Genomic DNA, 14,000 nt, shown 5'->3' on the forward strand with positions numbered 1-14,000 from the left:
CCAAATTTTATGGAGATGGTTATGAGTAAAAAAAAGCGAATTTTAGTTAAATTTTCTGGTGAAGCACTTGCTGGCGGTAATGGATTTGGGATTGATTCTCATATTTTAAAGTATATTGCTGGTGAGATTAAGTCTTTGGTAAATAGCGATATTGAAGTAGGCATTGTAATTGGCGGTGGTAATATAATCCGTGGTGTAAGCGCAGCCCAAGGTGGCATTATTAAAAGGACAAGTGGCGATCATATGGGGATGCTAGCTACTGTTATCAATGCTATTGCTATGCGTGAGGCGTTGGAGTATGCTGGATTAGGTGTAAGAGTCCAAAGTGCTATTAAGATGGAGGCTATATGTGAGACATTTATTACAGGTAGAGCCCAAAGACATTTAGAGAAAAAAAGAGTTGTGATATTTGCTGCTGGGACTGGAAATCCATTCTTTACTACCGATACGGCTGCTACTTTAAGGGCTGTTGAGATAAATGCTGATATGATTATCAAAGCTACAAAGGTAAATGGCGTCTATGATAAAGATCCTATGAAATTTAACGACGCAAAGCTATTAAATGAGCTAAGCTATGAAAGAGCTATGGAAGATAATATAAAAGTTATGGATGATACTGCTATAGCTTTGGCTAAGGATAATGCTCTTCCGATTGTAGTTTGTAATATGTTTGAAGATGGGAATTTATTAAAAATCGCAAATGGTGATTATACTAACTGCTCAATAGTTAAAAATTTATAAGAAGGGAATATAATGAGAATAGAAGAGATAGCCGCTAAGGCTTTAGAAGCTGTGGGTGATGATAGATATAAATTAGCGCTTTTGGTGGCTAAAAGGGCTGAAGCTATAGCAAATGGCGCACAAATTTTAGTAGATGCAAATGCTCAAAAGATGAAATATACTGATATTGCGCTTTTAGAGATAGCTTATGGTAAAATTGTTTTAGAGGGAATAGTTGAATCAAATAGATAGCGAGCAGCTCTTAGAGCAGCTTATAGATGAAGTTGTCTGTGCTAAAAGCATAGAGTCGGCAAAGGATGTTTTATACTCTGTAGCTAAGCCAACGGGGATGCTTTTAAAGGCTGTTGATTATTGTATTAGATTACATGATGGGCAGTTTAGAAAGAGTGGTGAGCCATACTCTATTCATCCGATTTTGGTTTGTTCATTTGTAGCGCATATGGGTGGCGATGAGAGTATGCTTATTGCTGCTTTGCTCCATGATGTAGTAGAAGATACAGAATGCAGTGAAGAGGAGTTACAATTTGAATTTGGCGAAGAGGTAGCGGTATTAGTGCGTGGGCTTACAAAGATTGTAGCTATTAGAGAAAATGAGCTTATAAGCTCTAGTTCTAATGAGAAATTGGCAGCTTCGGCCTTGACATTTAGAAAGATGCTTTTGGTATCTATAGAAGATGTTAGGGTTTTGATTATCAAGCTTTGTGATAGATTACACAATATGCTAACTTTGGATGTATTAAGACCAGAGAAACAAAAGCGAATTTCAGAAGAGACCTTGGTGGTGTATGCGCCAATCGCTCATAGACTCGGTATATCATCTATTAAGAATATATTAGAGGATTTAAGCTTTAAATATGTTATGCCTAAAGAGTATGCTGGGATAGAGTCATATATAAATGAGCATAAGCAACAACTTCAATTAAAGATAAATTCATTTAGCCAAAAGGTTAGCGAAAAGCTTTTGGCAAATGGCTTTTCTGAAGATAGCTTTGTTATGCAAAAGAGAATCAAACACTACTACTCAATATATCTTAAAATGCAACGAAAAGGGATAAGCTTAGAAGAGGTTTTGGATCTTTTGGCTGTTAGAATTTTAGTCCATAATCCAAAAGATTGCTATTTAGCACTTGGGATTATACATATGAATTTTAATCCATTAATATCAAGATTTAAAGATTATATCGCCTTGCCAAAGCAAAATGGATATCAAACTATCCACACAACGATCTTTGATGATAAATCTATTATAGAAGCTCAAATTCGCTCATTTGACATGCATAAAACCGCAGAGTATGGGGTGGCGGCTCATTGGAAATATAAAAGCGGTGGCTTGGTATCGCCTAAGCTTGATTGGCTAAGTGACATTAAAGCTCAAGAGAGCGATGATAAGAGCATTGAGGATCTATATGAGTATGCTAAGGATAGCTTATATGTAGAAGATATCGCTGTATATTCTCCAAAAGGTGGGATTTTCACACTTCCTAGGGGTGCTACGGCTTTGGATTATGCGTATGAAATTCACTCTGAAGTTGGCCTACACGCTAAAGAAGCTTATATAAATAGGATTAAGGTTCCTTTATTAACTGAGTTAAAAAATGGAGATATAGTCCGCATTGTCACAGGAGATGAAGCCAAATATCGTTGTAGTTGGCTTGATAGTGTTAAGACTGGGAAGGCTAGGGCGACTATTAGAAGTTTTTGTCGGCAAAAGTTGCGTGATATAAACTATCAAGTATCGATTGATATTTTGTCGGCTATATTTAATGTCAATGAAGCTAAAATTTTGGAGTGGTTAGAAGAAGAGGGATTAAGCAAAAAGATCTCAAAAATAGCCACAGACTCTGTATATCTAAAAGAGGTAGTCCAAATTTTAGATACTCACTCTAAAAAAGATAAGCTATTTTCGCTTAAATTTAGTGATAAACACGAGGTTAAAAAGCAGAAATTTGACAATATAGTTGTATATTCAAATTTCACTATTAAGAGTGTGGATTTTGACTATTGTTGTAACCCAAAACGGGGCGATGATATCATAGGATTTAGAAATAATAGCAATGTTACAGTCCATCACAAACTATGTGAGAGAGCCGCAAAATTAATGAGCGATAAAGAGGAGATGATCTTTGTCAAATGGACTAGAAATGCTCCGCATAGATATAAGGTTATTTTAAGTATCGAAAACAAAAGGGGAAGTTTAGCTGAATTTTTAACATATTTAGCTAAACTCAATGTTGATTTAGTCACTATCACGCTTAGTCAGAGCGATGATTTGATAGCGGCTGATTATTTCGATGTTGTGATAGAACTTAGCGATAATCTAGATAGCTCTGTGATTAGAGATAGATTAAAGGATCGCTATAAGATAGCTGAATTTAGCTCTCTAAGTGACGCATATAAAAATTAAGGAAGATTATGATAGCTAAAATTATGAGTGAGATCAAGCGTGGAACCGCTGAAATAATTGATTATGAGAGAATTGAAAAATTGATTAAAGATTACTATGAAAATGGTAAAAATTTCTATATCAAGGCGGGATTTGATCCGACTGCCCCTGATCTTCATCTAGGTCATACAGTGGTGTTGAATAAGATGAGATTACTTCAAGATCACGGCGGTATCGTTCAATTTTTGATAGGTGATTTCACTGCTAAAATCGGTGATCCAACTGGTAAAAGCGTTACTAGAAAGATTTTGAGTGATGATGTTATAGCGCAAAATGCCAAAACCTATAAAGAGCAAGTTTTTAAAATATTAGACGAAAGTAAAACTGAAGTAATGTTTAATTCTGCTTGGCTAAATAGCCTTGGTGCTGATGGATTGATCGCACTTGCTAGCACATTTAATGTAGCTAGAATGCTTGAGCGTGATGACTTTACTAAGCGATATAAGGCTGAAACTCCTATAGCTATAAGTGAGTTTTTGTATCCACTTTTACAAGGTTATGATAGCGTTGCGATGAAGTGCGATATAGAGATGGGTGGAACGGATCAGAAATTTAATCTTTTAATGGGTAGAACTCTTGGTCGCACATATAATATAGGAAAAGAACAAGCTATCATCATGATGCCACTTCTAGTTGGTCTTGATGGTGTCAATAAAATGAGTAAAAGCCTTGGTAACTATATCGGTGTTACTGAATCTGCTAAGGATATCTTCGCTAAAACTTTGAGTATTAGTGATGAGCTTATGTGGGTTTGGTATGAGCTATTAAGTAGTTTAAGTAGTGATGAGATTGAGAAGCTTAAAAATGATGTTAAAAGCGGAGCTTTGCATCCTAAGGTTGCTAAGGAGAATTTGGCTTTAGAGTTAGCAGCTAGATTTAGTGATAAAGAGGCTGCTAAGGCTGCTGGAGATGAGTTTAATAGAGTCCATGCTAAGGGTGAATTGCCAAGCGATATGGCTAAATTTGAGATTAATGCTGATGATATTTGGATAGTTGAAGCGCTTAGTTTGTGTAAGTTAGTTGGGTCAAATTCAGATGCTCGTCGCCATATTAAGGCAAATGCTGTTAGTGTAAATCAGGCCAAAATTAGCGATGAGCAGCTTAGACTTTCTAAGGGTGAGTATGTATTACAAGTTGGTAAAAAAGCTTATGCTAGATTAGAGGTAAAATAATGGAATTAAAAAGTTTAAAAATCGGAAAATATGTGATCAAATACCCTATTATCCAAGGCGGTATGGGACTTGGCATAAGCTGGAATAAATTAGCTGGTAATGTCAGTTTAAATGGCGGTTTAGGTGTTATCAGCTCTGTTGGTACTGGATATTATGAGCATAGAGCTCACATCACTAAAGAGCTAAACTCAAAACCATATGATAGTGTGAATTTCTACTCTAGAGAGGGATTTAAGGCTATAATCGATAATGCGCGTAAAATTTGTGGAGATAGACCGTTAGCTGCTAATATAATGTGTGCTAGTAATGATTATGCTAGAATAGTCAAAGATGCTTGCGAACACGGCATTAATATCATAATTTCAGGTGCTGGACTTCCTACGAATTTGCCTGAGCTTACTAAGGGGTTTGCCGATGTGGCTTTGGTGCCGATCATTAGCTCGGCTAAGGCTTTAAAGATAATTTGTAAAAGATGGTATGATAGATATAATAGACTACCAGATGCTGTGGTGCTAGAAGGGCCACTTAGTGGCGGACATCAGGGATTTACATATGAGCAGTGCTTGGATCCAAACTATCAGCTTGAGAATTTGATTCAGCCTGTTGTAGATGAAGCATCTAAATGGGCTGATATAGGCGGAAATCCTATTCCTGTGGTGGCAGCTGGTGGGATATGGGATCATGATGATATAGCTAAGGTTATAAATCTTGGAGCGAGTGGCGTACAGATGGGGACTAGATTTATCGGGACTTATGAGTGCGATGCTGCTGATGGGTTTAAAGAGGTCTTGCTAGCGGCTAAAAAAGAGGATATTAGGCTTATTAAAAGCCCTGTTGGATATCCGGCTCGTGGGATTCAGACAAATTTACTTGATCTAGTAGATAAAAAGGCTGGGCCTAAAATTCAGTGTATTAGCAACTGCGTCTCTCCATGCCAAAGGGGCAAAGAGGCTAAGCAAGTTGGGTATTGTATCGCTGATAGGCTCTATGATGCTGTAAGTGGCAATAAAGAAACGGGGCTATTTTTCAGTGGTGCTAATGGATATAGGCTAAATGAGATAATTAGCGTTAAAGAGCTTATTAAAAAGTTGGTTTATGGGGAAAATAGTTAAGTTTTTATTGCCGTTTTTTCTTGCTATTTTTGCTTTTGGTGGTGGTGTTTTTGATGATTTTGATAATAAATTTACCAAGGCAAATAAGCAAGATAGAATTCAAATCTATCATGAGTTAAAAGGAGTGTATCTAAACTCGATATTAAATGATAATGAGAAGTTAAAATTAGAGAGCTTAAAAAGATTAGTTAGCGGTGCTAAGATACTTGGGGTTGATGATAGCGTATATGCCAAAGAGCTAAAAAGTATAGAAAATAAAAAAGATGAAAAGCCTAAAGCCACCGCAGAAAATAAAATCCAAACCCAAAATAAAACTGAAACAAAAAATCAAGCAAAAACCCAAAATAAAGCTCAAGCCACAAAGCAAGAAAAAGCTCAAGCCAAAGCGAACGAGAAAAGTCAAAATAAAACAGATAATAAAACACCGGCAAAAGCTGAAGCAAAAGCCGCAACAAAAACGGCAGTAAAAACCATGGCGAAAAGCGAAAACAAAAGCAATCAAATAGCCAAAATTCTATCGCTATCAAGCTCCAAAAATGCTTTTGTCGTGAATTTAAATACCAATAGCAATAAGATTGATATCAAGAGTTCTGAGCTAAATCAGAGTAAATCATATCGCAAGATATTTGAATTTGATGGGGTATTAACTACCAAATATGAGAATAAAAAATCTCAAATTTCAGATCAAATAAGGGTAGCGCAATTTAATAAAGAGCGAGTTAGAATTGTTTTTACCGATGATAAAGAGCAGGATATAGAGTATAAATTTGATGGTAATAGCATAATTTTCACACTCAAAAATAGCAAAAACACAACCCAAAAAGCCACCACAAAAGCAGTGTCAAAAACAGATAAAAAACCAACAACACAAAAAAATAGCCAAAAAACACCAACTAAGGTAGCAAATCAAGCTAAAGGAAAGATTGTAGTATTAGACGCTGGACATGGTGGTAAGGACGCTGGGGCTGTGGGCAAAAATAAATTATATGAAAAAAATATTGTCTTAAATATAGCGCTAGAAGCTGGTAAAATACTAAAAAATCGTGGATATAAAGTCTATTATACAAGGAGCAATGATAAATTTATAAATCTTAGAGATCGCACAAGCTTTGCTAATGAAAAAAAGGCCGATATCTTCATCTCTATTCACGCAAACGCCGCTCCAAATGAGAAAAAAGCCAAAGAGATGCAAGGTATCGAGACATATTTTCTAAGCCCGACTAGAAGTGAGCGAAGTATGCAAGCTGCGAATTTGGAAAATAAAGCTGATACTGATGAGATGAATTATTTCACTAAAATTAGCTATCTAAATTTCTTAAATAGAGAAAAGATCATCGCATCTAATAAACTTGCTATTGATGTCCAATCAAATCTTTTAAGTGCGGTTAAATCTAAATTTAAAGTCGTAGATGGTGGCGTTAGAGAGGCTCCATTTTGGGTTTTGGTGGGGGCTTTGATGCCTGCTGTTTTGATAGAGGCTGGATATATAACTCATACAAATGATCATAAACTACTATCAAACAAAAGCTACACAGATAAAATCGCTCTTGGTATAGCAGATGGAATTGATGATTATTTTGCGAAAAATCAATGATAAATTACCAAAATAACACACTTTATAACTCTAAATTTGATGATATATATTTTAATACTTATGAGCCTTTAAAAGAGTGCGAATATACCTATAGTAGTGCCTTAGATGAGGTAGATAAAGATGAAATTGTGGTGGCTGAGGCTGGATTTGGTGCGGGGCTAAATCTCTTTTGTACTCTTAAAAAGTTTAAAACTCTAAATAAAAAGAGCCTACACTATATCGCAGTTGAAAAGTATCCATTTACTAAAGATGAGTTAAATACTATCTATAGTGATCTTGGGCTTGATGGTGCTATATATGGGGAGTTTTTGGATAGTTATTATATTATCCCAAATTCTCTTTTAAGGATTAATTTAGACTCAAATATCACTATTGATATATATTTTGGTGATATTTTGGAGTTTTTAGATGAGTGTGATTTTAGGGCTGATATATGGTATTTAGATGGTTTTGCCCCTAGCAAAAATCCGCAAATGTGGAGCGAAGAGTTCATATCAAATTTAGCCGCTTATTCTAACAAAAATGCGATTATCAGGAGTTTTAGCACTGCTAGATTTGTGCGTGATAGGCTTAGTCAAAATGGATTTGAGATATATAAATTAAAGGGCTATCATAAAAAGCGAGAGATGTTAAAAGCGATCTGTATAACTCCAAAATCTAAGATAAAAAAGCAAATTTGGTTTGATCCACCAACTATCACAAAGCCTAATAGAGTTTTGGTAGTTGGTGCTGGTATAGCTGGATTATCCATAGCGACTATGCTTCAAAATGCTGGATTTGAAGTAGTCGTAGCTGAGAGCAAAGACCAAGCCGCCGCCGGTGCTAGCTCAAATTTGGCTGGTGTTTGTGCGCCACTCATTACACAGCCTGGGGTGGTTTTGGGTGATATGCATATTAGCTCATTTTTATTAGCTAGGCAATTTTATAGCCGTTTTGGTGGTGAGTTTGTGGATTTTTGTGGATGTGATGAGTATTTGATAAATGGTAAAATGCTTAGTAAATTCAACCACAAAAGCGAATTTTTTACAATTAGTAGCGATAAATATCCTAAGGCAAATATAAGCCTAGCTATGCAAATTATGCCTAAAAATCTCTGCCAAAACCTAGCTAAGGAGCTTGATATACTCTATAATCACGAAGTAAAATCGCTTAAACGCCTTGGTAGTGGCTATGAGATTGGCTTTGATGGACTAAATGGGGTTAGGGCGGATTTGGTGATTTTTGCTAATGGAAATGGGGCTATGGAGCTTTTTATAAGTGAGTTTAATGATCCATATATGCAACTTAGCAGCGTTCGTGGGCAGACTACGATGGTAAGTGAGTTTATAAATCTCAATAGACCACTTAGCGCTAGGGGATATATCACAAAGGCGATTAATAAAATTCAGCTAATAGGTGCTAGTTACGCTAGGGGTGATGAGTATGCCTTGCCTAGGGATAGTGATGATGAGTCAAATTTGGCTTTGGTAAGTGAGTTTATAGATGGTAAAAATATAGATATAATTGGCTCAAATGTTGGATTTAGGGGTTATAGCGGGGATAGATTTCCTATAATTGGCGGGATACATAATGCTAGTGAGTATATGCGAATTTATAGCTCGCTCTTATGGACAAAGGCTAAATCAACTCACCAAAATCCGATATACCATCCAAATATTTTGATATCAGCAGCTCACGGATCAAGGGGGCTTAGCACTGGAATTTTGGGGGCTAATATGCTATTAGATATGGTTTTGGGGCGTCAAATTTGCGTTAAAAAGAGCATAATCAATGCTCTAAATCCATCAAGATTTCTAATTAGAAAACTAAAAAAAGGCTTAGTAAAATCAAGTAGCGAAAATAATAAGCTAAGTCAATTATAAATTTAGTTAAAATTACCAAAAGCTTATAAAAGGATTAAAATGTATTGGCAAGATACGCAAATAGCAGTTGTGGAGTGCGATGGTAGGTTTTTTGCTTTAAATGGCTGGAATGATGAGTGCTTTGATAGATGCTGGGAGTGTTCTAGCAAGGATGGCAAGAGATTTGATAGCATTGTAGGCGATGAGACATATAGAATTTGGTGTGATGAAAATGGCGTTAGGTTGGAGCCAAACTGCTTTGGCGCTAAGGATAGTATAGAGTATATGTATAAGGTTTTGGTGCCGTATTCTGGGGCGGCAAATAGCGTAAATGGCGAGATTTTACGAGCTGTTTTAGCTATAGAAAATGGCGAGTCATATAGAAGTGGAGCTATAAAATTTATAAATTCACATATAGATAATAGTGAGATTTTAACTCTTTTAGGCTCTTTAAAAGATGGCGATATGAGTAAATTTAGTGAGTTTAAAAGTATGGTCGAGAGCCATATCTATGCTAAGTTTTTGGCAAATGAATTTATAGATAATTTTGTTGATTTTGAAGATTTGGCAGATTGACTCTGCCATCAAGACCAGCTAAAACTGCTAAGCTCATCAAGATCGCCTTTATATTTAGCTTTTAATGAGTTTATGTAGGTTTGGTTTTTATCCATTAATTGCTCTGTTTGGGCTTGGAGTGAGTTTATGAATTTGGTGATAAATGTGGAGTTACCAGTAAATTCACTCTCAAATTCATAGTAACTTAACTCATTTAAGATTCTCTCATTTATCTCACTAAGTCTAGGATAATAGAGGCTAAAAGCAAGTGGGTCAGACTCATAATCTTTGCTACTTTTTTCACATTTTTGGGCGATGAAATTTACACTTAATCTAATTGCGTTTTGATAGTTAGCACTAACTTTGATAAATACTCTTTCAAAAAATAGCTCTAAATTTGAAAATTTAGCCAAAAATAGAGTTTCAATATCGCTTAAAAATAGAGAATAAACCTCACTTGAAAATTTGCGAATATCAGCAAATAGTAGATCTGAGTGGAGTGGGTCAGATTTTCTAAGGCTTTCATATTTGGCTTTATAGCGAAGTGTTAGCTCTTTTAACTCATCAAAAATAGCTTGTAAATCAGCTAGGATTTCGCTTTGAAATTCGCTTAAATCTCGCTTAAATTTCTTAAATATCTTGGTAAATTTCTCATCGTTATAGATTAGTTTAGCCAAAATTTCATCTATATCTAAACTAACTCTTTCATACTCAATTTTCTCAAAGCTATTTTTATTTAAAAAGCCGGTTTTTTCTTTATAATAGGCGGATTTTTGGTTTTTTAAAGCGGAGTTAATCTTATTTGCGATTAGGGCGGCATTTTGTTTGATAGCTTCAAAAAATATCTCAAATTTAGAGTTATAGCTCTCTTTTAGCTCGCTAAATTTGAGATTGGTTTTGTTTTGAAATTTAGTGAAAATATCTGAAATTTCATCTAAGATATTGATGAAATTTAAATTTTGATTTTGTGATGAGAGGAGTATCTCTTGCGAAGTTGCTTTGATAAAATCCTCTTTTGTGTTTGCTATTTTATTTAGGAATTTAAAGACCGCTTCAAATCCACTATCGCCGCTATTTTCTCTTTGGAGTTTAGCTGAGATGGCCTCAACAGAGCTAAAATAATTGCTATATGTGAGATTGGCGTGGGCTAAAACTCTAGTTATCTCATCGCTACTTAATTTATCTTTTTGGTTTAATAGGGCAATTGCGTTTTGTTTTAGGCTATTTGGGATGAGAGTTAGCTCATCTAGCTCACTTTTTCTAGCGGCATTATCGATTAAGCTAATCCAAATTAAAGCTACGGCTTCTTTTAATATCATTTTAGTCTCATTGGTATCAGCGTCGCTTCTTGAATTTAGCCCAGGGGTATCGATGAAACTTATCTTTTTAAGTAGTTCATTTGGTGCGTAAATTGTGAGATTTTTGACATCTTTTAGGGCGTGGCGTTGATCTACAAAGGCACTTAGCTCATCTATATTTTTATACTCATCTCTACCATCATTGTGTAGAATTTTAAGCATATAATTTGGTGCGTACTTGATAAATGTAGGCTTAGCGGTTACTGGCACAACCCCAGTTGGTAATATATCAGCACCTAAAAGTGCGTTTAAAAAGCTTGATTTCCCGCTACTAAACTGCCCGACAATCGCTACAAGCGGTGGTTCGTGGCTTAGTAGGCTAAGGAAGTTTAATCTCTCGATTAGCTCCTTACTAGGGTGAAATTTCGGCTCACAAATAAAAGCACAAAATCTCTCAAATTCACCTAAAAATCCATCATCAAAGCTGATTTGATATACTCTTTTATACTCTTTTATAAACTCTTTTAGCATAGCTCTATCCTATTTTTGATCTCTTGGCATTGCGATATTTTGGTATCTATATCGGTTATTAATTGCTCTTTGTCTTTGATATTTTCAAAGGCTGATTTGGCTAGTTTGTTTATCTGTTCTTCTTTGGTTTGTAGATGCTCTCTCATAGCGTTTAACTCAAATTTAATACCATTTATATACTCGTTTGTACAAGCACTAGCTAGTTTGCTAAGTTGGTTTGGTAGATTTAAACTCACTATAAAATCATCAAAAATTTTGATTAAATTAGCCCCTATAATCTCAATATTTTTATCATTTTTTATAGCTTTATTTACATCGCTATTTAAAATTTCGTAGTTGATTTTAGGTAGATTTTGGTCTATATAGCCCCTAATATCTGGCAGATTCAAATTCGCATTTTTCGCCCCAAGTTTTAGCTCTAAAATTTTATTAGCAGAGTCAATATCCTTGCTGATTTGTTGCTTAAAATCTCTGAAAAAATCTATAAAAGAGTCATTAAAACCACTCTCTATAATCACTCCAAGTCTAGCGGTATCTAGCTTGATTTTTTTATTTGTGGCGTATTTGACATCGCTGATTACTCTATCTTTGATTTTAGCGCTTATGGATTTTAGGGTTGCGTTGCTATTTTCGTTATCATAATTTAATCTTTTAAGTAGATTTTCAAGTTCGCTATTTATACTATTTGTGGCACTGCTTATCTCATCTATCTCATTTTGGAGTGATTTGACAAGCTCTTTGGCTGTGGAGGTATCTGAAGTTAGGGCTGTTTTTTGTGCTTTTAGATCATCTTCTATTAAATTTGCGATATTTAAAAGCTCTTTTTTGTAGTTATCGATAATTAGGGTTGCCTTTTTAGAATTTGAGCCAAAAAAGCTCTCATAAAGATAGCTTTTTAGCTCATCTATTCCGATATTTTTAATCGCTGAAATGGTAAAAAACTTCGTCTCATCAGCCAAGCTTTCATCAAACCCACACTCACTAAGCTCGGTTTTTATGCTATTTTTGGTGTAGTTTAAAACCTCTTTTATATCATTTGGGCTAAGCTTATCAATGTGCGTAAGAGCGATGATTAGGCCTGCGCTTTTACCATTTTTTAGAGTATTTACTATAAATGCCATATCTTTTTTTGTTGCGCTTTGACTAGCGTTCATTAAATGAAGTGTAAAATCGCTTTGACTCATATAATTAGCTGTTAAAATCTCACGCAATACCACCGCATCATCAAGGCCAGGAGTATCAACTATATCAATTCCATCTTTTAAAATATCTAATTTAATCCCCAAAATCACCTCTTTAACCATCTTGCTAATCTCATTAGAAGCTGTCGTGTAGGACTTTAGCTCATCTATTGGGATGATTTTGTCTTTTAGGATTTTTGGTTCTAAATCCATCGATTTTAGCTCCTCAGGCGACCAGAAACATACTTTGGCAAATTCATCTTCGCTATATGTTAAGACACTTAAATTCGCCGTTTCAGGGATATTAGATGCGCCTAGAATTTTCTTATTCATCAAAGCGTTTAAAGTGCTACTTTTACCAGCGTTGATAACTCCAGTAACTGCTATTTTAAATTTAGAGTTATTGGCGCTATCATAGGCGTTTTTTAGCCTTTGGCTAAGATCTTTAAGATTAAATTCGCTTAGAATTTTATGGATCTCATTTAGCGTGTGAAGATTTTTGTGAAAGGGTTGAGCAGTAGCCTCACTGATATCTTTAAAATCAAGCTCAAGAGAGTTTATAAACTCACTTATTAAAGTGTAGCCACTAAAATCTATAATATCATTTTTAGCTAATTCATTAAGCCCAGCTAAAACTTTGTTAATATCTATTTTTAGGGCTTTTATAGCATTTAATATACCTACTTGGCTAAGCTCTACGCTATACTCATTTAGATTTAAATTTGCTCTATCAAAGATGGATTTTAAGCTATCTAATTTAATCAATCTATCATAATTTCGTGGATTTATACAAAGTATTATCGCCGCTTCATCGCTATTAAATTCACTTAGGTGATTCCCATCTACATATAGGGTTTTAACTCCCCAAATTTGCTCTAATATCTTAATCATTTTTTACCTTTTAATCTTAATATCAATAAAATCAAGCCCAAAATCAAAGCTACACTAAAAATAATAATTGAAATTTGCGCCATATTTATTAGTTTTAAACTTGGGATTAGATACCAACCATCTTGGTATAGGCTCACAAAATAGCCTTGAATGGCATCAAGCTTAATATCAGTTGGCACCATTGGCATATCTAATCCACATTGCCCAGTTGCTTTAAATAGCGATGGCAAAATCTCGTCCCAAGCGATATTTAATTCAAATTTTGGCCTATCCAAACAGCCCTTTACGCCAAATGGATTAGAATCTAATATAGCTTGATGGATCGCATTTAATCTCAAACCTTCTAAAATCCCACAAATTACGCCATATATAAAGATCAAAAATCCAGCCATATATATCCAAATTGACTTGTAAAACAGCGCTATCAAAATCGCACCAAAGCTCGCAATCGCCATATAATAGCGTATATAAACGCATTGAACGCAAGGGCGCATATAAAAGTAATTTTGTAAAACAAAGTGCGCCACAGCCACGCAAAAAAGCATAAAAATGCCGCTAAATAGCCATAAATTTCTACTCATTAAGATACCATTTGTTTGAATTTTGATTATTATAACCAAATCTTGCTATAATTTTGTAAA

11 protein-coding genes are annotated in these 14,000 nt (G+C 35.0%); 8 read left to right on the forward strand and 3 right to left on the reverse strand.

Going from position 1 to position 14,000, the window contains the following annotated elements:
• The first annotated feature begins 21 nt into the window (after positions 1-21).
• From pyrH to CLAN_RS03200, 8 genes are all read left to right on the forward strand, one after another.
• Complete coding sequence (gene pyrH / locus CLAN_RS03165; RefSeq protein ID WP_096013381.1) at positions 22-741, forward strand: UMP kinase; 720 nt, start codon at positions 22-24, stop codon at positions 739-741.
• 12 nt (positions 742-753) lie between these two features.
• Positions 754-972, forward strand: a complete 219-nt coding sequence (locus tag CLAN_RS03170; protein WP_100590570.1) for a DNA-directed RNA polymerase subunit omega — start codon at positions 754-756, stop codon at positions 970-972.
• 97 nt (positions 973-1,069) lie between these two features.
• On the forward strand, positions 1,070-3,145 hold the full coding sequence (locus tag CLAN_RS03175) for a RelA/SpoT family protein (RefSeq protein WP_407712972.1): 2,076 nt from the start codon (positions 1,070-1,072) through the stop codon (positions 3,143-3,145).
• Between the two features lie 5 nt (positions 3,146-3,150).
• Positions 3,151-4,356 carry a tyrosine--tRNA ligase gene (gene tyrS, locus CLAN_RS03180; RefSeq protein WP_232045882.1) on the forward strand — a complete coding sequence of 402 codons (1,206 nt, stop codon included), beginning with the start codon at positions 3,151-3,153 and terminating at the stop codon, positions 4,354-4,356.
• Complete coding sequence (locus tag CLAN_RS03185; protein WP_100590571.1) at positions 4,356-5,468, forward strand: nitronate monooxygenase; 1,113 nt, start codon at positions 4,356-4,358, stop codon at positions 5,466-5,468. The genes tyrS and CLAN_RS03185 overlap by 1 nt, the downstream gene beginning before the upstream one ends.
• A complete protein-coding gene (locus CLAN_RS03190) occupies positions 5,452-7,062 on the forward strand; it encodes an N-acetylmuramoyl-L-alanine amidase family protein (protein ID WP_100590572.1) in 1,611 nt (536 codons plus the stop codon). Before CLAN_RS03185 ends, CLAN_RS03190 begins: the two co-directional genes overlap by 17 nt.
• Positions 7,059-8,924, forward strand: a complete 1,866-nt coding sequence (gene mnmC / locus CLAN_RS03195; RefSeq protein ID WP_100590573.1) for a bifunctional tRNA (5-methylaminomethyl-2-thiouridine)(34)-methyltransferase MnmC2/FAD-dependent 5-carboxymethylaminomethyl-2-thiouridine(34) oxidoreductase MnmC1 — start codon at positions 7,059-7,061, stop codon at positions 8,922-8,924. The genes CLAN_RS03190 and mnmC overlap by 4 nt, the downstream gene beginning before the upstream one ends.
• A gap of 39 nt (positions 8,925-8,963) precedes the next feature.
• Entirely contained in the window at positions 8,964-9,479 is a 516-nt protein-coding gene (locus tag CLAN_RS03200; RefSeq protein ID WP_086224736.1) for a hypothetical protein, read from the forward strand.
• Between the two features lie 8 nt (positions 9,480-9,487).
• Here CLAN_RS03200 and CLAN_RS03205 read toward each other — a convergent pair whose 3' ends face one another.
• From CLAN_RS03205 to CLAN_RS03215, 3 genes are read right to left on the reverse strand one after another with little or no spacing between them, the layout of a single operon-like run.
• Complete coding sequence (locus CLAN_RS03205) at positions 9,488-11,287, reverse strand: dynamin family protein (protein ID WP_100590574.1); 1,800 nt, start codon at positions 11,285-11,287, stop codon at positions 9,488-9,490.
• Positions 11,281-13,359, reverse strand: a complete 2,079-nt coding sequence (locus tag CLAN_RS03210; protein ID WP_100590575.1) for a dynamin family protein — start codon at positions 13,357-13,359, stop codon at positions 11,281-11,283. Before CLAN_RS03210 ends, CLAN_RS03205 begins: the two co-directional genes overlap by 7 nt.
• A complete protein-coding gene (locus CLAN_RS03215) occupies positions 13,356-13,940 on the reverse strand; it encodes a disulfide bond formation protein B (RefSeq protein ID WP_100590576.1) in 585 nt (194 codons plus the stop codon). The genes CLAN_RS03210 and CLAN_RS03215 overlap by 4 nt, the downstream gene beginning before the upstream one ends.
• Positions 13,941-14,000 lie beyond the last annotated feature (60 nt).

The sequence above is a fragment of the Campylobacter lanienae NCTC 13004 genome, from assembly GCF_002139935.1.
Taxonomy (GTDB): Bacteria; Campylobacterota; Campylobacteria; order Campylobacterales; family Campylobacteraceae; genus Campylobacter; species Campylobacter lanienae.